Raw genomic sequence first — 19,753 nt, 5'->3', positions numbered from 1 at the left:
TTTACTCATTGTTTTATTGATTATAAAATTTCGGAAGGCCGGTTATATTTTACTTTCAGGGAGGATCGCTCGCTTTTACGGGCAGCCTGGCCGGATTCTTCCATTGTTAGCCGGGCAATCAGATAACATACGGTAGATTCAGCGCCCTGATTCTGGTTAACGTGGGTTTCTTCCAGCCCGTCGAAACAGCCTCCCGATACAGGATTGTACATGATCTGATGCAGGTGGTTATTTCCCAGGTACCAGCTGAATGCCATTTTCATATCCTCCAGGTACTGTTTATCGCCCGTTGTTTTATAAAACAGGTCAAGGGCCAGGATGGTGTAACATACATCAATTGACTGTTCGCCGAATTCGCTTGCTTTATTGATCGTGTATTCACCTTTATTGGAGATGACTTTCATGTAGTTTTCCGTAAAAACACGATCACATAAAAATTGCAGACTTTCTGTGGCCGTATCATGATGTTCCTTTTTCCCGGAATGGAGGTATGCATACAACATAGCTTCCGGTAATACGGCATTGGCATAAGTCAGGTATTTTTCATACCAATTCCAGTCTTTGGCTTTCGTTTCGTTATATTTATCCTGCAAACGGTTGCCTAGTTTTATGACCAGTTCTACCGCCGCCGGATTTTTAAATGAGCTTAAATAAAAACTAAGCCCTTTGATGGAAAAAGCAATTGCACGGGGAGATTCGAGTTTCCCTATCCATTCCAACGTGCTTAGCAGCGCCTTTTCCGCCGGGCCTACCACCGAGTAAGGCAGCAAATGCTGACACGACAGTAATATACCCAGGCTCCAGACGGCCCGGGTGTTGGCGTCGTCTAAATTTACGGTTTTATTTTGCGCAGTGAACTGTTTTTCCTTATCCACATAGTTCAGGAACTTACCGCCCGGCTGCTGGCAAAAAAGTATGAAATCCAGGTATTTCCTGATAGCGGCCAGCGTTTTTATAACAGGCTTTAACCGGTAGTGCATACACATGGCTATCATGGCGCGGGCGTTGTCATCGAGTGTGTAGCCCGAATCAAGATCAGGCGTGCATATTTTGGCAAATTGTACCATGCCTGTGTCATCCGTCAGCCTCCGGAAATGATTGGTTAAAACCGGGGGCAGGGAGGGTCGGGGCGGAGTACTATGGCCAGCCAATTCAGTAAAAAGATGTGCATAGGAGATCGCGACATTCTCCCAGATGCTGTCGCGGGTAGCATGGTAGGTGTTCATGCTCATATTATGCCTGCGCGGCTCGTCACTTAACAGGCGGATTGCAGCCGCAGCGAGTTGAGCAGCGTCATTAAAATCAACCAGGATTCCCGTGTTTTCATTTAAGGTTTCTCTTGCCTGCAAAAACGGAGTGGAAACGATCGGACAGCCGGAACCCATTGCGTAAACAAACGTGCCGCTGACCGCCTGGTTGGGATCTTTTGAGGTAAAAAGATAGACATCCGTCATGGACAGGTATTCCAGTAACTCTTTAAGGGATAAATACTTGTTAACAAAATGAACATGGTCCTCCAGGTGCAGTTCGGCTACTTTTTCTTCGAGCTGGCGACGATACTGTTCGCCTTCATTAGCGAGTATCTGAGGGTGCGTCTTTCCCAATACAAGGTATAATGCATTCGGGAAATACATCCTGATGCTATCCATCGCCTCAATAGCTGTTTCAATAGACTTGTTTGAACTGAGCAGGCCAAACGTGGAAAGGATCAGGCGATTATCAAGACCGTGCTTTTGCTTTATTTTATGACTGTCCCCCCATTCGGTCAAATGAGTTCCGTGCGGTATGCGTACCAATTTGCTGACGGGAATGTCGTACTCCCGGTGAAGTATTTCCAGGGACGCCTGCGTCATTACCACTACCTTTACTGCCAGTTTGCTGATCACCTGGACCAGTTTCAGCATTTCTTGTTCAGGATGTGGCAATACAGTATGAAAGCAAATGGCAAAGGGCTTATGCAGATTGAGCAGCAGCCCCAGCAGGTAATCGCCATAGTTCCCGCCAAATAGACCGAACTCGTGCTGAAGGTAGACCATATCAACATCGCTGTCTTCATTGATATTAGCGGCCAGCTCCAGATATGCATCCCGGTTCCCTGCATTCAGGGTATAGCTGACCGGTTCGCTGTAGGTCTCCCCCGAATTCTTTCCGGAAATAGCGCATACCTTAATGTCGATGCTGTCTCCGAAGCTTCTTCCAATTACATTGATCAGATCCTGGCTAAAGGTGGCAATACCGCATTCGTATGGCGGATAAGTAGTGACACTTAAAATATTGATTGTTGATCCTGACTGACTTGACATGATTTTATGGATTTATTTTTTAACAAGGCCTTCATCAGTCCGCTAAGACTTAGTGATGCCACGCCTATTTTTGAATCTCCCGCGCCATAATAGATATATAGCTGGTCTCCAATTTGGGCGGTACCGGTGGGAAATACCACGTTATTCACGCAGCCGGTCACTTCCCACTCTTTTTCGGGTGAGAACAACGGAACGGATAATCTTGCTATTTCACGGGTTGGGTCGTTAATATCCAACAAGGCCGCTGCTGCATGATAAACCTTCCCCGCCCGGGATTGTTCCACTCCATGATAAATAAGCAGCCAGCCTTCCGGTGTTTCTACCGGGACGCAACCTCCACCTATGTATTGCCGCTCAAAGGAATGTTTTGATTCCAGTACTATATGGCTGCGGAAATTTCCAAAGTAATCTTCCCAGAAAGCATCGGTAAGGTCTTCAGGCGTATCGCAATAAACCACCTGAATACCGGGAAACACACGATGCAAAAAGGCGAGCCTGCCGTTTATTTTCCTTGGGAAGAAAATCACGTCTTTATCCCACAGCAGGCGGCTTTTGCGTTGCTCCGGATCGGCGGGTATCATTACATTGTAATAATAACCTTTCGGGATAGCCCCGTATTTTTCCGCCAGCTCCCTGAAATCATGCATGGTGATGCGGGGCGTAAGAAAGCCTGCCCGGCTGAAATGCTTCAAATCAGTAGAGACAGCCAGGGAGCCGGCCGCATTTATCCCATCATAAGCCACATAGGCCATGTAATAAATCCCGTCTATTTTAACAACCCTTGGATCCTCCACACCGTGTGCTTCCGAGGGGTGGCTGGGTCGGTAAACCGGCGTTTCAGCGCGCTCAGCTATTGTTAAAGGGTCGGAAAGCCGGCAATATCCGACCGTGGAGTAATTACCTTCGCTGACCGCCCGATAGAGCAGGTGGATTGTTTCCCCGTCCTGATAAGAGCCGGGATTAAAAACGCCTTCGTTCTCAAAGCCAAGCTGAGTTTTTTCCAGTAGAATGCCCGATTTTTTAATTTCCGGCGAGTTGTTTTTTGTCATGTTTTATTGTGCGGGACACTTACTCGTACCCGCTTTTGATAATCGTGGAAATCATTTTGAAGCGCACGTTGGCCTTTACTGCGTTTGGGATGTGTGCGGGAAGGATGATGCTCTGGCCTGTTTCGAGCAAGTGAGATTGATTATCTATTAAAATTTCAGCTTTTCCTTCAATAATTTGTATAAATATGTCGAAGGGAGAGGTCTTTTGAACCAGGCTCTCCCCGGAATCAATGGCCGTTATGCTGATCGAACCGGTTGGTTTTTTGAAGAGGGTTTTGCTGATGACTGCATGAGGCATGTATTCAATGATCTCAACCATAATAAACGCCTTTGCTTTTTCTGTTTCATTCTCTTCCATTAGCGGGGAACTGATTTTAAACGCGTTCTTCCATTTTGCCCATTCGTTTTAAAAGGAAATAATGAGAGCGTAATGCGGAAAAGAAGTTACGGTTTTCATGATAAGGGAGGCCGAATTCCAGCGCGGTTTCCTTTACAATGCCGGACAGGCCTTTATAATGAATATGGCATATTTTCGGAAAGAGGTGATGTTCGATCTGCAAATTGAGCCCGCCGCACAAAAAATGGGCAAGGTTGCTTCGGCCCGCAAAGTTGGCGGTGGTCATCATCTGGTGAACAGCCCAGGCTTCCTGGATATTCCCTTCGCTGTCCGGATGGGGAAAGTTTGTGTCTTCCACCACGTGCGCCAGCTGAAATACAAGTCCAAGCACATAGCCTTCGGCGAAATTCATCGCAAGGTAACCAATCAGGAACTGCCACCAGGTAATGTCCAGCACGAGCAGGGGGATTACGATGAACAGCGAATAGTAAATAATTTTGTAAAAAAACAAATTGAAATATTCGATCCGCGGATGCTTGGTCTCCTTGTTCCCTATTCGTTTCTTAAAGAACTTTACGTAATCTTTACGGAAAAACCAGGACAAAGAAGTAAACCCATATAAGAAGAAGGCATAAATATGCTGGTATCGCTGGATCTTATTCGCTTTGTCTTCAGGCGACACCCGTATCAGTCCCGGTGCAATTTCTATGTCCTCATCGTGTCCCGGGATATTCGTATAGGTGTGATGCACGATATTATGCGTAATACCCCATAAATAACCGTTGGCGCCAATGATATTGAATAGCAGCCCCAATCCTTTATTTACTTTTTTATTCGAAGAATAAGCGCCGTGCAGCGCGTCATGACAAATATTAAATCCTACAAATGCCATTGTGACGCCCAACGCTATGGCCAGCATTAATTGAACAAAGAGTGGGAACAGCCCGGTTAAGATCAGTGCATACAAAACAACGGTGAGAGCAATGAAGAACACCGTTTTAAACACCATGGACGCATTGGCATGTTTTGATAACTGCTTGTTTATGAAATATTCATCTACGCGCTTTCTTAATACAGAAAAAAACGATGAGTTATCTCCATTTAGAAATTTTAGTTTCTGGCTCATTCTTGTTCACTCTTACTTATTCAACTCTATAACTTTTCAAATATACGCGGTTTGATCGTCGCAAGAGTTACATAAAAGAAGGATTGTTTTACATATTTCACATGTTTTCGAGCCGGTTCCGTCTCTTTTCCCGAAGCTTTTTAAAGTGAGAAGGAGTCAGCCCGGTAACCTTCTTGAATTGGTTAGACAGATGTGCAACGCTGCTGTAGTTAAGCTTGTGGGCGATCTCTGTAAGTGACAGTTCATCATAAACAAGCAATTCTTTTACCCGTTCAATTTTATGGGTAATGATGAATTGCTGGATGTTAATGCCCTTTACTTCGGAAAATATATTGGCCAGGTAGGTATAATCGTAATTCAGCTTCTCACTTAGGTAATCGGAGAAGTTCACATTTGGAAGTTCGTCAGAGTAATGAACGAATTCTATCACCACGTTCTTGATTTTTTCAATAAGAATGCTCTTTTTGTCATCCATTAGCTCCAGCCCGGATTTCAATAAGGCTGTTTTTAGCTGGCTGCGCTGCTCGGCCGTAATCTTGCCGGGCAATTCTGCTACGCCAAGGTCAACGGTCGCATAATTTACCCCCACTTTCTTCAATTCCTCTTTTACTACCATTTTGCAGCGGAGGCTTACCATGTATTTAATATAGAGCTTCATCGGGCTTTACATATGGAAGGTTTTTTCAAGGCTGCGCCCTTTCTTTAGCCTTAAATGTACAAAAAATAGAACAAGCGCCACGGGAATGACAGAGCCGCAAACGATAAGGCTCCAGCCGAAGCGAAATGTGCCTGTCATAAAACGAACCAGGATACCTTCAATGCAAAGGCATAGAAAAGCGGCCCCGAGGAAACCCCAGGCGAGCAGGTTTATTCCTTTGTATTTGGATCTGTAAATAACACCGATCAGTCCGGCCGCAACAAGGTTGGCTGCCAGCAGCAGCGGTATCCCTAATCCGACAGACCAGCTGATGCCGTTGGTAAGCAAATCAAGCAACAACAGAAAGACGATAGATAATGCCAGGCTGCCAGCTATTTGAAGAAGGGTGGGCTGTTGCCAGAAAGCAAACAGGGAAATATAGGCAAAAATGGTAAGGCTAATCGCCACGGGGTATTCAGACCATGTTATCGTTTGATTGATAACAAAATCAACGATAAAGGTGGCAATGAGACCCGAAAGCAGAATAATGGAAATGATCTCCCACGTAAACTTTTTCTGCGGCTGGCTCATTTCAGCACGGGGTTGAAATGCCGGTTCCCCGGCCGGAGTCGTCTGGCGGCTGGTACCGCTCTCTCCGCTCCCGGCAACAGGTTCCCCGCATAGCGGGCAACTTAACATGACTTCTTCCAGTTCAACGCCGCAATTCTTACAGATGGCCATTGTCTTTTACTTATAGGGTTGGAGAAGCCTGACGGGAACTCCTTCCTTTGTTAGAAATGTCAGAAATTTTCGTTCCAGTTCCCTTGATTTGGTGATATTTCCGAATGTCAATACCAATTGATTATCAAATCCGGCCACGGCGCAGTTTACTTTTAATATATCGTTTGGCGGGGGCGGAATGAAGACGAATTTATCGATCAGCTTGTTTATTTTTTCGCTCAGATCTATCTTGCCGAGATTGGTTACCACGCCGCTGTATTGTTTGGTTCCCAATGTGTATAGCCTGGCCAGCACTACTGATTTTATAAAAAGCGGAAGGCCCCTGACAAACGGGCTTTTCTCGCCGCTTACATTTCGTGAGATCATTTTACTGATAAGCTTTTTGTCCGTTTCTAGCTGCATCTGGTGGTAAACTGTTTTTAGGATCTCTTCAAATGTATAATGCCCCAGCCGCAAATCCATTCCGGGAATCACATACAAGGAAAAATTCCTCATGGTGCGGGAAGGGAAGAGTTTTCGCAGGTTAATGGGTACTTCAATGCGCAAGATTTTATTAGTTGCCCGTTTTTTGAGGAATGATTGCTGCCGGTAAATTTGCTGAAGCGAATATAGATAAACAGCAGTCAGGTACTCCGTCAGGCTTACTGAGTGCGCTTTTGCTTTTTCAATAATACATTTAACGGGTATTACAGCCGTTAACAGGTCAAAACGCGGTGCCCTTTTTAAACTGAACGGGAGGTGAAACGCTTTTGATCTTTTCGGGGGACGGGAATCGATTCTTTTAAAATGCTTTTTGTAAGCGTCTTCATACTCTTCCTCTGAAGGAGGATCTTCCGGACGATGGTACGCAAGGCCCGGTGGGAGCCGATGACCGCATTTTTCAAAATAAACGAACAATAAGGTTTTTAAAAATTCAAACGCCCCGGTACCGTCCGTTAGTATATGTGAGAACTCTACGCTTATGGTCTTTTCCCTGGCGAGTATGCGGAACATTAGCTCCTGCCTGTCAAAGGCCCTGCAGGGGGTTTTTATATCCGGCCGCGGAATTAGCGGGAGGCCGGCCGGCTCCAGGTAATACCAGAACACCCCGGCTTTCAGTTTAACATTGAAATAAGGGAAACGCCTTTCAAGGGCATGAGCTGCTTCAAGGAGTTCCTTTGCCTTTACCCTGTCTTTTAATTGCGCCGCAATACGGAAGACGGAAGTAAGCTCCCGGTCTTTCACGGCCGGATAAATTTTTGCGGCATTATCAAGCCGAAGCCAAAAATCACCGTTGTGTTCAGTGTCCAAGGTCATTGCATGTTCTTTAACTTTCTGTTTCACATTATCATACTAACAATTCTATACTATTATTGGTTCATTACGTATAGATTAGGGTAGTGGCAAGCACACAAAGCAAATTATTGAACTTTTTCCTGAGAACGATCAATAAAAAAAGATTTCTCAGGGAAAGACTTGCGGCTGGAAACACCGCCTTTTTCCATAGTCCGCAGCCTCCATCCAGAATTTTCAAAAGCTGCCGGGTTTGTACGTCGCAGGTGAATGGCCGGTCTGTTTTTACCTTAAGTCCGCGGAATAAGAAAGAAAGCGGCACCCATATTCTTTATTTGCACGGCGGAGCGTACGTGCAAAACTTTGTACTGTTCCATTGGGATTTTTTGGCGGAAATGATTCGAAGGACGGGCTGTACGATTACTGCGCTGGATTATCCGCTTGCTCCGGATCATACATTTAAGGAATCCTTCGCTGCGGCGGAAATTCTATACCGGCGCTTGACCGCCGTAGCATATCCCCGAAAGCTGATCCTTATGGGGACTCATCAGGCGGTGGATTTGCACTTGCCCTGGCGCAGACGATGAAGAAGGAACACATAGCACAGCCGGCGCAAATCATCTTGCTTTCTCCCTGGCTGGATATTACACTAAGCAATCCTCGTATCAACGATCTGGGAGGGATGCCTCCTTTCTTGGGAATAGAAGGCCTTCGCAAGGCGGGAGCGCTATATGCAGCAGGCGCCGATCCGGCACATTATCAGCTAAGCCCGATAAACGGTTCCCTTGAAGGGCTGGGTAAAATTTCCATTTTTATCGGGACTAATGATATTCTCCTGGCCGACGCAAAAAAGTTAAAATTAATGGCCGGATCAAAGGGAATTGATATTAGCTACTATGAATATGAGGGTATGTTCCATGCCTGGATGTTTTTAAATTTTCCCGAAGCAAAGAAAGCAAAGCAACAAATTGCTGATATAATATTACTGAAAGCAGGGGAAGATCCGGCATGACTGCGTCTGGCTGCCGGACATGATTATCCGCGTCCGGACAATTGATTTCATTTTTTTATCTTTGCTTCCCTTTAAAATCAGTAGTAATGGCAAAAGCATCAGATGTTAAAAGCGGGAATATGCTGCGGTTCAACGGAGAGTTGGTGCAGGTAACGGAATACTTGCACAGGACACCGGGAAACCTGCGGGCATTTTACCAGGCTAAAATGCGGAATGTACGTACAGGAAAAATGGCTGAATACCGTTTCCGGCCTGACGAGGAAGTGGAAATTGCCAGGGTGGAAACAAAAAATTATCAGTACCTGTATGATGACGGCGAAAATTTCGTAATCATGGATAACGATTCCTTTGAGCAGGTGCCGATACCGAAGCATCTTTTTGGCGATGCAGCAGAATTTCTGAGTGAAGGAATGCAGGTGATGGTTGCGTTCGATGAGAATGATGAACCGATATCGGCTGAAGCGCCTTCTCATGTGGAGCTGGAAATCACCTATACGGAGCCTGCCGTAAAAGGCGATACTTCTTCAGGCGCTATGAAATATGCCACTCTTCAAACCGGCAGGGAAATAAAAGTTCCCCTGTTCATTAACCAGGGCGACAAAGTCAAAGTGGATACCCGAACAGGCGAATACCTGGAACGGGTAAAGGACTAAGTTTCTCTTCAAACGGTTGCGAACAACCGTTTGAAGAGAAACAGTTCAAAGTTTGTTGCTTCGCAACAGTTCAAAGTTTAAAGTTTTTAGTTTCAAACGTGCTTCGTGCGGTTGCTTCGCAACAGTTTCAGGTTTAAGGTTCAAAGTTTCAAGAGTGCTTCGCACGGGTTGCTTCGCAAAAGTTCAAAGTTCAAGTTTCAAGGGGTGTTGCGCGACGGTTTCAAGTTCCCTGTGGGGTCAATGTAGTGGTTTAAAAGTTCAGGGTTCAAATAGCCTGCTTCGGCTTTGAACCCTGAACGAAGAACTTCAAACCAGAAATCGGGAACTTTAAACTAAGAACTTTAAACCTTAAACTAAAAACTTCAAGCTAGAAACCCTGAACTAGAAACTAAAAACTTGAAACTTGAAACTTTGAACTTTGAACTTTGAACCTTAAACCTTAAGCTATTAAAGCGGCTCGCCGCTTTAATAGCTTAATAGTCCATTCTAAAAACGTGATTCCCCATCATCATAGGCATCCAAAGCTGGCCTTTCTCGTAATTGTAGTAGATATCCGCGGGGCCTTTTAATTTACCTACGATTTCCGTTACTTCTTTAGTATCCAGGTTCAGCCGTTTTAGGGCGCCGACATTTTCGCCGAATTTTACCCAGTCGGTGAATACCAGGGTATTCTGGTAAATGAATATGCCGTCGAGGTGGCCTTTGTAGTCGCTGAGAATTTCGTATTGTACACTGGAAGAGTCCAGCTTTACCCGGCCGAGTTGTCCGTTCGGCTCATTATTAGTGCCTATCCCGACTACATAAAGCGTATTGTTCGCTTCGTCAAAAGCCATTCCGTTCGGACCGTTTACCGTTCCTTCAATATCCAGCCGCTGATAGGTTTTCTGAAGTACATCTATCTTGAAAATGGCGTCTACGTCGGGGGCTGAAACAAGTATTTCGTGCTGGTTCAATGGCTCCAGGTCATTCAGAAAATTGCTTTCGGGGATCTCCATCTCGAAAACTTTTTTGCGCTTGTTGTTAAGCGAGAAGCCGTATATTTTGTTGATATCGGTCACAAACAATATTTTTCCAATGACGCACATCCCTTTTGGAGCGTCCAGTTTTCCTCTCCTTGGAATGTACAGCCTGTCCTGGATAAGGCCGTCTTCCGAAATCTTGGTGATGAAGCCGTCGCCGTCCTGCGCTGTGGGGTTGGGTTCGGTCCCGATATTGGATACATAGTAAAATTTGCCGTCATATGTGACGCTTTCAGGATGTGAGAGACCGGGAATGGTGATACCCTGTGAAAAAGTTTTCCCGCATATGAGGCACATAAAGGCCAGAAACAATAGTTTTTTCATGCTCTTTCAATTTAAAATAAGGATTATACTGCAATAATAAGCCATCTGTTCAAAAGAACAGTGATCTTTTGGTAATTTCCCTGCCAAAAATTACGCCAGCCTTCCGAAAGCTTCCCGGCAGTCGGGCCGGCTTTAAATCCGCGCGTTTGCCAAAGTTCGTAATCCGCCTTGATAAATTATGGACGCCTGCGGCGGTATGGCCCAAAACTTGATAAAATCATCCCGGGGGCGCCTGCACAGTATGGTGGATGCGGCGCTGGAAAGGAATAATTGATTATGATTGGTTTGACAAGAAATTTGACCGGAAAGGCGTTCCTGGCCTTCGGATTAGCCCTTATGCTGGGGAGCTGTACGAAGCTGGATGAGGACCGGGTAAACGGGAACGCCCAATTGCAGATCCGCCTGACCGATGCGCCGGGAAATTTTGAGGCAGTTTTTATTGAAATAGAGGACATACTGATTCACCGTTCAGTGGAAGATTCCGTGGGAGAGGAAGGCTGGGAAAGTATTGAAGGAGTGCGAAGGGGGACTTACAACCTGCTGGACCTGGTGAACGGCCGTGATACCCTGCTGGTGGACGGCAATGTGCCGCCCGGGCATCTGGGTCATCTGAGGCTCGTGCTGGGAGATGAGAACCGGGTGAAAGCCGGCGGTCGGGAGTATGAACTTATTACTTCGTCGGACCTGCAGGCGGGGCTTAAATTGAATATGAACGGGGAGCTTCGTGAAGACGAAGTTTATGAGATACTCCTTGACTTTGATGCAGCCAGGTCGGTGATACCGGCAGGCGACAGCGGGAAATATGTGTTGAAGCCTGTTATCCGGGTGCTGGAAGCCGATCCGGCGGGCGGGACCGTGCGGGGGGTGATTTCTCCGGGAAACGTAAACACTGCCGTACTCGCTATTAAGGGCAAGGATACCTTGGGGACGTACGCTGACACATTGGGCAATTATATGCTGAAAGCGCTTCCGCCGGGAAATTACACGATGCGTTTTATGCCTGATTCCGCCAGCGGGCTGATCCCGGTGGATACGGCCGGTATTGCAATAAACGATGGCGAAGTAAGCCAGGTGAACATCAGCCTCTCTTCGACGGAGCCCTGATGAATGCCACAGGGGAACCTGCGCCGGGCCCATAACGGAACTGGCGCCGGGCCTACAGCGGAACGGCCCTGGACTCATAACGGAACGGGCGCCGGGCTCATAAGGGAACTGGCGCGAGTCCACAGCGAAAGGGCGCGGGATAAGGGAACAGCCAGTACTCCCACAGGAAATAACAAGAAAAAGCCTTAACAGGGAACTTGCAGGACGCTGAGTATTTCAGAAGGATGCTTCAGGCGGTATTCGCCGGTCAGCGTATCCGGTTCAGTGGTGCCCCAGAGGGCAAGTCCGAAATGCACGCCCGCAGCGTCGGCGCACTGCATGTCATACACGGTGTCTCCTATAAAAAGTACTTCCTCTGCTTTTAGTCCGCTCTTTTTCAAAAACACCTGTAACGGTTCAGGATGAGGTTTATGTTCATCAGAATCTTCATAACAAATACTGGCCTCGAAGAGGGTGATCAGTCCTGAGGGCGTTATATCGTAACTGAGTTCTTCGCGGATGCGGGATGTCACAATTCCCAGTCTTATTCCGGCATCATGCAGCTGTTGAAGAATTTCCTTTATGCCGTCATAAAATTTGATCAGGTACGAAAACTCCAGCATGTACCTTGTCATTTTATCGTGATTTTCCGGCGTGTCATCTATCCCCAGGAGTTCGAAGGACTTATACCTGGGCTTGCCCCAGATCTTGTTAAGCAATTCCGTACGATCCATTGTACGGCCCTTTTCGGCCAGGATCTTTAATTTTGCTTCTACCACGGCGTCTTCGGTATCTACCATGGTGCCGTCCACGTCAAAAACTACAGCTTTATACATTCGAAATGATTTAGTACAGCTTATCGGCCCGGCCGCTAGAAGGGGATTTCCCTTCGCTCTGCGCTGCTTTTAATAGCCGCTTCAATTACCTTGATAACATTTAAAGCTTCCTGCGGTTTTACGGCCAGCTCTTTTTTCCTTCGGATCGCTTTATGAATATTTTCATAGAAGGCCGGGTAATTGCCGTTGACAGTTTTATAGGCTCTCCTGGTATTGCGCCCATTCTTTTGCCGGTTAAGCGTTCCCCAGTAAATATCGTCTTCATAGCCCCAGTTGGCTTCGTCCGGCAGGTGCCCGGCTTTAAGGCGTTCTTCCTGTGGATCAATTCCATACTTTACGTAACTGCCGTCGGTTCCGTGCAGGACGATACGGGGCCCTTCTTCTTTTACCAGGTAGCTGCAGCGCAGGATCACGGACTTGTCTTCGTACCGGAGCAGGATGTTGAAATAGTCCACTATTTTTCCTCCTGTACGCATGATCCGGAGATCCGCCCAAACGCCCTGCGGCATTCCAAAAAGAAAAAGCGCTTCGTCTATCTGATGAGACCCCAGGTTGTACAGCGTACCGGTGCCGGCGCTTTTATCCTCCTTCCAGGTACCTTCCTGTATGAAATTCCGGTACCGGTCATAATGCGATTCAAATTCTACGATTCGCCCCAGGTAGCCTTTTTTCAGTATCTCTTTCACCGTAAGCGCGCCGCCATCCCAGCGCCTGTTATGAAATACGCTGAGTACCAATCCTTTTTCCTCAGCCAGACGTACCAGTTCCTCGCCTTCGGCTACGGTCATGGTAAACGGCTTTTCAACCACCACGTGTTTCCCGGCCAGCAGCGCTTCCTTTGCGTATTCATAATGGGTCTGGTCAGGTGTATTCACGATGATCAGTTCCACCTCCGGATCAGAAGTAAGGCCGGAAAATTTTTTTACAATGCGGCACCCGGGAAAATATTCTTCAGCTCCCCGCGGAGTACGCTGCATCACCGATACTACTTTGAAATCCGGGTTGGTTTTTAATAGAGGCCCGTGAAAAACTTTTCCTGACATGCCAAAGGAAGTAAGGCCAACGTTAATAGGAGTACTCATACGCGCGAAGTTACAGTTTAATAAGGAAAAAATTAATATTTTAGTGCAATGGCAGCACTTGAAAAGCACATTCTAAGAAAGGAATACCTGGAAAAAAGGTTGAACTTGCCCGCGAATGAACTCAGCAAAAGGAACGAGGCAATTTTAAAGCATTTCTGCAGGATCGATTTCAGGGAAGTGCGGTACCTTCATAGTTATTTACCAATCAGGGAAAAAAACGAGGTGGATACCATGCTGCTGATTGACTGGCTAAAGGAAAACCTGCCGGAGATCAGGATAGTAGTACCGAAGTCTGATTTCAATACAAATATCATGTCCCATTACGCGCTGGGAGAAATAGAATTGCGGGTAGGCCGCTTTGGCATTCCTGAACCTGTTTCGGGTGAGGAAGTAGCCATTAAATCCATTGACATGGCTATCGTACCCCTCTTAGCCGTGGATAAACGCGGCCACCGGGTGGGTTATGGACGCGGCTTTTACGATCGCTTCCTGATCGAATGCCGTCCGGACGTGCAAACTATCGGCGTATCTTTTTTCGATCCGCTGGAAGAGATCGCAGATACCGGCCTGCAGGACGTTCCCCTCAAAAAATGCATTACTCCTTCAGGAATTATTGAATTCGCGTAATCGAACCAGTGTGGTGAATGAATTTTAGTATTCACCACACTGGCGTTGCGTTAAGCCTGAACTTGCAGCGCCAAGCCTTCCCGCTTAACGCAGCACCGGTGTCAGATCCAGGCAAGGAAAGCCCAGAATTTCCGCGAGGCCAGGTAAGCCGGGTTGCGGGCATGCGCCCGGGCTTCCCGTTCGAACGAAATGCCCAGGTAAGCAGTCATATGACCGTTCCCGCGAAGCCTTCTGAGAAGGTATTCCGTCAGGTACCATAGATAGAAAAAGATGACAAGCATTTCCGCCTGCTGGCGAAGGTGTATTCTTTCATGCATGATCAGCTCCCTGTTGCCGTTAAGAGCCCGGGACCGAAGAATGATGAAAGGGAAAAGGGCCATGGCGTCCGCGAAGGCGAACGTGAAAATATACAGGAACCATTTACTGACGATGATCATTTCAGTACTTCAGCCCTGGCTTAATATTTCAGCTCCAGCAGTACCGGGCAGTGATCGGAATGGCGCGCGTCCGGCAAAATAGCCGCTCTTTTCAGGAGGTCGTTCATTTCCGATGTAGCGGAAAGATAATCAATGCGCCAGCCCAGGTTCCTGGAACGCGCATTGGAACGATAGCTCCACCAGGTGTAATTATGCGGTTCCGGATTGAAATGGCGAAACGTGTCGGTGAAGCCGTTGCTGAAAAAGTCTTCCATCCACTGGCGTTCCCCGGGAAGAAAGCCGGAAGAGTTGGCGTTTGATTTCGGGTTATGAATATCAATGGAGCGATGACAGATGTTGTAATCGCCGCCGATGACAAGGTTGGGGCGTTCCCATTTCAGCCGGTGTATATAAGACTGGAAGTCATCAAGGAACTTGAATTTGAAAGCCTGGCGCAGTTCGCCGCTGGAGCCGGAAGGGAAATAAACACTCATGACGGAGAAGTCGCCGTAATCCGCCCTGACGATCCGCCCTTCGCAATCATAGACATCCATACTGCAGCCGTATTCCACGTTGTCCGGCTTTATTTTACTCAGAATAGCCGTTCCGCTATAGCCTTTTTTTACGGCAGGATTCCAGAAAACATGATAGCCCATCATTTCGATCAGCTGCAGCTGTTCTGTAATCTGACCTGTTTCCGCTTTTACTTCCTGCAGGCACACGATATCCGCTGCGGTCGCCTGCAGCCAGGCCAGCCAGTTCTTGTTCATGGCCGAGCGGATCCCGTTTATATTATAGCTGATTATCTTCATATTCCAGTCGTCGTACCTCCCTCCTGGTCAGCTCCCGGATGGTCATTTTTACATCTTTCTCCGGACGGTCAAAGGAATCGGTTTCTACAGCCGCGATCGTGTCGATCATGGCTAGGCCCTGCACTACTTCGCCAAATACTGTATACGTCTGGTCCAGGTGAGGCGTTCCGCCAATGGTTTTGTAAACTTCCCGCTGCCATTGAGGGATTTCCCGGCCTTCCAGCCTTGTCTGCTCCAGCATATCCAGCTGCTCGTCCGTAAAAACCTGGCCCTGCACAATATAAAACTGGCAATTGCTGGAGGCTTTCTCCGGGTTGTTGTCCCGGGCCGCTGCGAGTACGCCTTTTTTATGGAAAAGCGAGTCCCTGAATTCAGCGGGGATTCGCGGGCCGGGCGCCTCGCCTTCGCCCAGGCGTTCCCCGGGGGCCGCGTCTTTCGAGTTAGGGTCGCCGCCCTGTATCATAAAATTTTCAATAACGCGGTGGAAAAGCAGGCTGTCGTAAAAGCCGTCCCTTACGAGCTTTAGCATATTGTCCCGGTGCAGCGGCGTTTCGTCATATAAACGAATGATGCTGCTGCCATAGGAAGTACTCAGCTCAATATAATGCGGCTGCTGCCCCCTTTTTTACTAAGTAAGGGAATCCCGCAGGCCGTCAGCAGTAAGAAGGGAGCAAAAAGAAGGATTTTTTTTAAATGCATACTTGTCAGATGAAGCCTTGTTCCTCAAAATAATGAATAATGAGTTGTTTGATCAGCAACTCCTGCTCAAAAACAGTGTAATTTGGGATTTTTTTGACACTTTTCCAATGCGGCCAGCCGTCCTGGTCAAGCCCCTCGAGTTCATAAAAACCCAGCTCGCTGAACAGGCGGCAATTCGCGATATGCATCAGTTCTTCTTTCTGCCGTTTGGAAAAGCGCCGGGGCCCTTTGCCCAGTTCCTGCACCCCGATCAGAAAAAGCAGGCTCTTCACATCCGGTTTTTCATTCCCGAATTCACTGGCTATTTTTTGAGTGAGCCTGTTCCACTTTTCATTGGTTTCCTGTATTGTCATGGCCGGAGTCGTTCTATTCTTTCAGCATAAAATTACTGACGGCGATCTGCGCCTCATTATTCAGTTCGGTGCCGGTACTCATGTAAAAATATTTTTTTGCGCCGGGATCGAACATCTCCGTATCCAGGACCTTCGTTTCATCCAGGTAGACGGCCATGTTTTCTCCTCTTACCCGGATGGAAACATGCATTATTTCATTTGCATAGTTTTCCAGCTCATGATCCGTGGTATTATAGATCCTGGTATCACTGCTCGAACTGATTATTTCCTTATTCCAGTAATGGATGGTGGTTTGGGTAATTGCATTGGAATTATAGGCATCGCCGATATAATCCCGGACGCTGTTATCACTGGCAAAGCCAAAGCTGAATTGTAACAGGTCCCTGGCCTGATCGCTGCGGGTAAGGATGTCAAATTCAAGGCTGAAGGCCTCAGGCATAGCCAGCAGCGTGTCCGCCTTATACGTAGTGAATTCTTTAAGTAAAAGCCAGTTGCCTTCGATGCCGGGAAAGCTTACCACCTGGCCCGATCCGCTGCTTTTCCACTGCCGCGGCATACTTCCCGGCTTGTCGGCCAAAAGATCATCGTGAAATAGCAGGGAATCTGCGGGTACAAAATCAAAAGCGCCGCTAACGGCTGCCCGGGCAGGAGCATTTTCCGGAACATCAGTTTCCGGCGCCTGTGCGGGCTCGGTATCTTCCTCTTTATTAATAACATCATCCACTACTTTTTCCGCAGCTTCCTCCGCTTTTTTCTTTATTTTATCAAAAAGCTGGGCATGCGAAAAAGAGCAGGTTGCTAAAACGAGCAGGGCAGTAAGTATAGATTTCATGCCGGCAAAGATAGGAAAAATCCCGCCCGGCCGGGACGCGCTATTGCAGGAAGGAATTATACATCCACACCTGTTTTTCCTGCTCGCGGATATACCCGGCCATAAGGTCGCTGGTTCCTTCGTCTGCAACCTCGTCTGCAGCTTCCAGCACTTCACGCTCGATATTCAGGACCTGGCGGAAGCCGTCTACTATGTGCTGGACGCATTCCCGGTCATTGGATACGTTCTTCACTTCCTTCACTTTGGAAACCTGCAGGTAATCGCTGTAGGAATGCAGGGGGGTAAAGCCTAATGTCAGCACGCGTTCGGCGATTTCGTCAATCTTTAACTGGGAATCGGAGTATAATTCTTCAAACTTTGCATGGAGTTCGAAAAATTTATCGCCTTTAATGTTCCAGTGGAAGCCCCGGGAGTTAATGTAAAATACCTGGTAATTGGCAAGTAACTCATTCAGTTTATCGCCTAGTTTCTTGGAATCTTTTTTTTCCAGTCCTATCTGGGTGAGTTTGGTGGTTTTCTTAGCCATGTGGTTTTCCTTTCTTTTTTATGTGAGTTTTTTTAACCAGTTCACTTCATAAAGATCGGTGCGGCGGTCTTTTAACGTGCGGACCGTGCCATACTGGTGTAATTCCTTGAGGGCGTTAAGATCTACATCGGCGATCAGGGTCATTTCCGTATTAGGCGTGGCTTCGGCCTTTATGGCGTTGGTAGGGAACTGGAAATCGGAGGGCGTAAAAATGGCCGACTGCGCATACTGGATATCCATATTATTCACCTTGGGCAGGTTCCCTACGCAGCCCGCGATGGCCACGTAACATTCATTTTCAATAGCCCTGGCCTGCGCACAATGCCGTACCCGCGTATAGCCATTCTGGTTGTCGGTCAGGAAGGGTACAAACAGAATCTGCATTCCCTGTTCGGCATAAATGCGGGAAAGCTCCGGGAACTCTACGTCATAGCAGATGAGTATGCCTATTTTCCCGCAATCCGTATCAAATATTTTTAGTTTGTCCCCTCCCGACATTCCCCAGCTTTTAACTTCTATAGGGGTGGGATGGATCTTGCTGTAAGAATCCCAGGTTCCGTCGCGCCGGCACAGATAGGAAATATTTTTCAGCATGCCTTCTTCTACAATGGGCATGCTCCCCGTGATAATATTTACATTGTAGCTCACAGCAAATTCAATGAACCTGCTCCGGATGTGTTCCGTGAACCTTGCCAGTTCCCTTACCGCATCAGCTTCGCCCAGATGATTGAAATCAGCCATCAACGGGGCGTTAAACAACTCCGGGAACAAAATGAAGTCACATTTATAACCGCTTACCACGTCCACGAAAAATTCCACCTGTTCCATTAGCGCATCCATGTCGGTCATCGGACGCATTTCCCATTGCACCAGCCCGATCCTGGCAGTAGAGGCCAGGGGCTGCACGGTCTGGTCTTCCTGGTAATAAATATTGGTCCATTCCAGCAGGGTGGCGTACTCCATCGATTCGGTATCTCCTTTGAGATATCCCTTGAGAACTTTTCGGACGTGGAAGTCATTAGAAAGCTGGAAGTTCAGCGTAGGATCGTGAATTTCCTTCAGTTTTACTTTCTCGATATATTCCCGGGGAGAAAGGCTGTCAGCGTACTGCTCATAATGGGGTATTCTTCCGCCGGCGATGATGGCCCGGAGATTGAGCCGTTCGCAGAGTTCTTTTCTGGCGTCATATAATCTTCTGCCCAGGCGCAGGCCCCGGTGGTCCGGATGCACGAAAACGTCAATGCCGTACAGCACGTCTCCATTGGGTTCGTGCGTATTGAATGTATAATTCCCCGTGATCTGGTTATAAGTGTGCCGGTCGGTAAATTTCTTGTAGTTCACGATGATAGCCAGCGCGCAGGCTACGACTCTGCCGTTCACTTCTACGCAGAACTGCCCTTCCGGAAATATCTGAAGCAGTTTATTGATCTTTTCCTGGTCCCAGAAGCTGCCTCCCAGGCCGGAATAGGCTTCTATCATGGAGGCTTTCAGATCTTTATAATCTTTTTTTTGCAGCGCGCGAAGCACCACGGATGTTGTTTCTGGAGAGATTTCGGGCATAAAGAACTTGAAGCAAAATTGAGGCCATTCCCGGAGAGCCCGGTAAGTTTTTCATCATGCGGCAGCTGCCTGCCCGCGGCGGCAGCTGCATGTCAGCCGATTTGCATCCCGTTTCCGGTTTTGCGTTCAGGCGTTAGCAGCACTACTTCGCCGCTTTCGGAATAGACGCCAAGTACCAGGCATTCGGAAATAAAATTGGCGATCTGTTTCGGGGGAAAATTGACCACGGCAATCACTTGCCTGCCCCTGAGGCTTTCCTTGTCGTACAAGCCGGTAATCTGCGCGGAAGAATTGCGAAGCCCCAGCGGGCCGAAATCAATGACCAGCTGCCAGGCCGGCTTGCGGGCCTTGGGAAAATCCCGCACTTCCGTGACCGTACCTACCCGGATATCGAGCTTCTGAAAATCATCCCAGGTAATGGGGTTTTTCATAATGAGTTTTATTCTTCCAGAAG

21 protein-coding genes and 1 pseudogene are annotated in these 19,753 nt (G+C 47.6%); 4 read left to right on the top strand and 18 right to left on the bottom strand.

Annotated elements, in window-relative coordinates; translation table 11 throughout:
• Positions 1-20 precede the first annotated feature (20 nt).
• The 7 genes from FRZ59_RS03080 to FRZ59_RS03050 all read right to left on the bottom strand — a co-directional run bounded on the left by FRZ59_RS03080 (position 21) and on the right by FRZ59_RS03050 (position 7,489).
• On the bottom strand, positions 21-2,303 hold the full coding sequence (locus tag FRZ59_RS03080; protein ID WP_132127341.1) for a glycosyltransferase: 2,283 nt from the start codon (positions 2,301-2,303) through the stop codon (positions 21-23).
• Complete coding sequence (locus FRZ59_RS03075; RefSeq protein ID WP_132127342.1) at positions 2,267-3,352, bottom strand: glycoside hydrolase family 130 protein; 1,086 nt, start codon at positions 3,350-3,352, stop codon at positions 2,267-2,269. The genes FRZ59_RS03080 and FRZ59_RS03075 overlap by 37 nt, the downstream gene beginning before the upstream one ends.
• A 19-nt stretch (positions 3,353-3,371) precedes the next feature.
• Positions 3,372-3,710 carry a cupin domain-containing protein gene (locus tag FRZ59_RS03070; protein WP_132127343.1) on the bottom strand — a complete coding sequence of 113 codons (339 nt, stop codon included), beginning with the start codon at positions 3,708-3,710 and terminating at the stop codon, positions 3,372-3,374.
• Positions 3,711-3,726: 16 nt separating this feature from the next.
• Positions 3,727-4,698, bottom strand: a complete 972-nt coding sequence (locus tag FRZ59_RS03065) for a fatty acid desaturase family protein (RefSeq protein ID WP_225975162.1) — start codon at positions 4,696-4,698, stop codon at positions 3,727-3,729.
• A gap of 214 nt (positions 4,699-4,912) precedes the next feature.
• The gene (locus tag FRZ59_RS03060) at positions 4,913-5,473 is read right to left on the bottom strand and encodes a helix-turn-helix domain-containing protein (protein WP_132127345.1); all 561 of its coding nucleotides are present in this window, start codon (positions 5,471-5,473) and stop codon (positions 4,913-4,915) included.
• 6 nt (positions 5,474-5,479) lie between these two features.
• Positions 5,480-6,193, bottom strand: a complete 714-nt coding sequence (locus FRZ59_RS03055; protein ID WP_132127346.1) for a DUF6320 domain-containing protein — start codon at positions 6,191-6,193, stop codon at positions 5,480-5,482.
• A 6-nt stretch (positions 6,194-6,199) separates the two neighbouring features.
• Positions 6,200-7,489 carry a hypothetical protein gene (locus FRZ59_RS03050; protein ID WP_132127347.1) on the bottom strand — a complete coding sequence of 430 codons (1,290 nt, stop codon included), beginning with the start codon at positions 7,487-7,489 and terminating at the stop codon, positions 6,200-6,202.
• An 83-nt stretch (positions 7,490-7,572) separates the two neighbouring features.
• Here FRZ59_RS03050 and FRZ59_RS19865 point away from each other — a divergent pair.
• Positions 7,573-8,477, top strand: a pseudogene (locus tag FRZ59_RS19865) (alpha/beta hydrolase fold domain-containing protein).
• 86 nt (positions 8,478-8,563) lie between these two features.
• Positions 8,564-9,130, top strand: coding sequence for an elongation factor P (gene efp / locus FRZ59_RS03035; RefSeq protein WP_132127349.1), 567 nt, complete (start codon positions 8,564-8,566; stop codon positions 9,128-9,130).
• 473 nt (positions 9,131-9,603) lie between these two features.
• On the opposite strand, the gene FRZ59_RS03030 is transcribed toward efp, so the two are convergent.
• Positions 9,604-10,473 (bottom strand): hypothetical protein, encoded by an 870-nt coding sequence (locus FRZ59_RS03030; protein WP_132127350.1) that lies wholly within the window; start codon positions 10,471-10,473, stop codon positions 9,604-9,606.
• A gap of 285 nt (positions 10,474-10,758) precedes the next feature.
• On the opposite strand from FRZ59_RS03030, the gene FRZ59_RS03025 reads away from it, so the two are divergent.
• Positions 10,759-11,577: a DUF4382 domain-containing protein gene (locus tag FRZ59_RS03025; RefSeq protein ID WP_158640507.1), complete on the top strand. Its 819-nt coding sequence runs from the start codon at positions 10,759-10,761 to the stop codon at positions 11,575-11,577.
• Positions 11,578-11,762: 185 nt separating this feature from the next.
• Here FRZ59_RS03025 and FRZ59_RS03020 read toward each other — a convergent pair whose 3' ends face one another.
• Complete coding sequence (locus FRZ59_RS03020) at positions 11,763-12,392, bottom strand: HAD family hydrolase (protein WP_132127352.1); 630 nt, start codon at positions 12,390-12,392, stop codon at positions 11,763-11,765.
• A gap of 35 nt (positions 12,393-12,427) precedes the next feature.
• On the bottom strand, positions 12,428-13,474 hold the full coding sequence (locus tag FRZ59_RS03015; RefSeq protein WP_132127353.1) for an oxidoreductase: 1,047 nt from the start codon (positions 13,472-13,474) through the stop codon (positions 12,428-12,430).
• Between the two features lie 48 nt (positions 13,475-13,522).
• On the opposite strand from FRZ59_RS03015, the gene FRZ59_RS03010 reads away from it, so the two are divergent.
• A complete protein-coding gene (locus FRZ59_RS03010) occupies positions 13,523-14,101 on the top strand; it encodes a 5-formyltetrahydrofolate cyclo-ligase (RefSeq protein ID WP_132127354.1) in 579 nt (192 codons plus the stop codon).
• 101 nt (positions 14,102-14,202) lie between these two features.
• Here the strand turns inward: FRZ59_RS03010 and FRZ59_RS03005 are convergent, their stop codons facing one another.
• The 8 genes from FRZ59_RS03005 to FRZ59_RS02970 form a co-directional block, all read right to left on the bottom strand.
• The gene (locus tag FRZ59_RS03005) at positions 14,203-14,538 is read right to left on the bottom strand and encodes a hypothetical protein (RefSeq protein WP_132127355.1); all 336 of its coding nucleotides are present in this window, start codon (positions 14,536-14,538) and stop codon (positions 14,203-14,205) included.
• A gap of 20 nt (positions 14,539-14,558) precedes the next feature.
• Complete coding sequence (locus FRZ59_RS03000) at positions 14,559-15,329, bottom strand: exodeoxyribonuclease III (protein ID WP_132127356.1); 771 nt, start codon at positions 15,327-15,329, stop codon at positions 14,559-14,561.
• On the bottom strand, positions 15,310-15,924 hold the full coding sequence (locus tag FRZ59_RS02995) for a peptidylprolyl isomerase (RefSeq protein WP_225975262.1): 615 nt from the start codon (positions 15,922-15,924) through the stop codon (positions 15,310-15,312). The genes FRZ59_RS03000 and FRZ59_RS02995 overlap by 20 nt, the downstream gene beginning before the upstream one ends.
• Positions 15,925-16,033: 109 nt before the next feature.
• On the bottom strand, positions 16,034-16,381 hold the full coding sequence (locus tag FRZ59_RS02990; RefSeq protein WP_132127358.1) for a hypothetical protein: 348 nt from the start codon (positions 16,379-16,381) through the stop codon (positions 16,034-16,036).
• A gap of 13 nt (positions 16,382-16,394) precedes the next feature.
• Positions 16,395-17,213, bottom strand: coding sequence for a hypothetical protein (locus tag FRZ59_RS02985; protein WP_132127359.1), 819 nt, complete (start codon positions 17,211-17,213; stop codon positions 16,395-16,397).
• Positions 17,214-17,253: 40 nt separating this feature from the next.
• Complete coding sequence (locus FRZ59_RS02980; RefSeq protein ID WP_132127360.1) at positions 17,254-17,739, bottom strand: Dps family protein; 486 nt, start codon at positions 17,737-17,739, stop codon at positions 17,254-17,256.
• 18 nt (positions 17,740-17,757) lie between these two features.
• Positions 17,758-19,299 carry a bifunctional GNAT family N-acetyltransferase/carbon-nitrogen hydrolase family protein gene (locus tag FRZ59_RS02975; RefSeq protein ID WP_132127361.1) on the bottom strand — a complete coding sequence of 514 codons (1,542 nt, stop codon included), beginning with the start codon at positions 19,297-19,299 and terminating at the stop codon, positions 17,758-17,760.
• A gap of 92 nt (positions 19,300-19,391) precedes the next feature.
• Positions 19,392-19,730 (bottom strand): tRNA-binding protein, encoded by a 339-nt coding sequence (locus tag FRZ59_RS02970; RefSeq protein WP_132127362.1) that lies wholly within the window; start codon positions 19,728-19,730, stop codon positions 19,392-19,394.
• Positions 19,731-19,753: the final 23 nt, after the last annotated feature.

This window comes from Anseongella ginsenosidimutans (assembly GCF_008033235.1).
Classification (GTDB): Bacteria; Bacteroidota; Bacteroidia; order Sphingobacteriales; family Sphingobacteriaceae; genus Anseongella; species Anseongella ginsenosidimutans.
This window is presented reverse-complemented; position numbering and strand designations above follow the sequence as displayed.

Bases quoted from the DNA above. Each gene is read 5' to 3' on its own strand.
- FRZ59_RS03080 (WP_132127341.1), bottom strand. From the start codon at position 2,303: ATGTCAAGTCAGTCAGGATCAACAATCAATATTTTAAGTGTCACTACT.
- FRZ59_RS03075 (WP_132127342.1), bottom strand. From the start codon at position 3,352: ATGACAAAAAACAACTCGCCGGAAATTAAAAAATCGGGCATTCTACTG.
- FRZ59_RS03070 (WP_132127343.1), bottom strand. From the start codon at position 3,710: ATGGAAGAGAATGAAACAGAAAAAGCAAAGGCGTTTATTATGGTTGAG.
- FRZ59_RS03065 (WP_225975162.1), bottom strand. From the start codon at position 4,698: ATGGTGTTTAAAACGGTGTTCTTCATTGCTCTCACCGTTGTTTTGTAT.
- FRZ59_RS03060 (WP_132127345.1), bottom strand. From the start codon at position 5,473: ATGAAGCTCTATATTAAATACATGGTAAGCCTCCGCTGCAAAATGGTA.
- FRZ59_RS03055 (WP_132127346.1), bottom strand. From the start codon at position 6,193: ATGGCCATCTGTAAGAATTGCGGCGTTGAACTGGAAGAAGTCATGTTA.
- FRZ59_RS03050 (WP_132127347.1), bottom strand. From the start codon at position 7,489: ATGACCTTGGACACTGAACACAACGGTGATTTTTGGCTTCGGCTTGAT.
- efp (WP_132127349.1), top strand. From the start codon at position 8,564: ATGGCAAAAGCATCAGATGTTAAAAGCGGGAATATGCTGCGGTTCAAC.
- FRZ59_RS03030 (WP_132127350.1), bottom strand. From the start codon at position 10,473: ATGAAAAAACTATTGTTTCTGGCCTTTATGTGCCTCATATGCGGGAAA.
- FRZ59_RS03020 (WP_132127352.1), bottom strand. From the start codon at position 12,392: ATGTATAAAGCTGTAGTTTTTGACGTGGACGGCACCATGGTAGATACC.
- FRZ59_RS03015 (WP_132127353.1), bottom strand. From the start codon at position 13,474: ATGAGTACTCCTATTAACGTTGGCCTTACTTCCTTTGGCATGTCAGGA.
- FRZ59_RS03010 (WP_132127354.1), top strand. From the start codon at position 13,523: ATGGCAGCACTTGAAAAGCACATTCTAAGAAAGGAATACCTGGAAAAA.
- FRZ59_RS03005 (WP_132127355.1), bottom strand. From the start codon at position 14,538: ATGATCATCGTCAGTAAATGGTTCCTGTATATTTTCACGTTCGCCTTC.
- FRZ59_RS03000 (WP_132127356.1), bottom strand. From the start codon at position 15,329: ATGAAGATAATCAGCTATAATATAAACGGGATCCGCTCGGCCATGAAC.
- FRZ59_RS02990 (WP_132127358.1), bottom strand. From the start codon at position 16,381: ATGACAATACAGGAAACCAATGAAAAGTGGAACAGGCTCACTCAAAAA.
- FRZ59_RS02985 (WP_132127359.1), bottom strand. From the start codon at position 17,213: ATGAAATCTATACTTACTGCCCTGCTCGTTTTAGCAACCTGCTCTTTT.
- FRZ59_RS02980 (WP_132127360.1), bottom strand. From the start codon at position 17,739: ATGGCTAAGAAAACCACCAAACTCACCCAGATAGGACTGGAAAAAAAA.
- FRZ59_RS02975 (WP_132127361.1), bottom strand. From the start codon at position 19,299: ATGCCCGAAATCTCTCCAGAAACAACATCCGTGGTGCTTCGCGCGCTG.
- FRZ59_RS02970 (WP_132127362.1), bottom strand. From the start codon at position 19,730: ATGAAAAACCCCATTACCTGGGATGATTTTCAGAAGCTCGATATCCGG.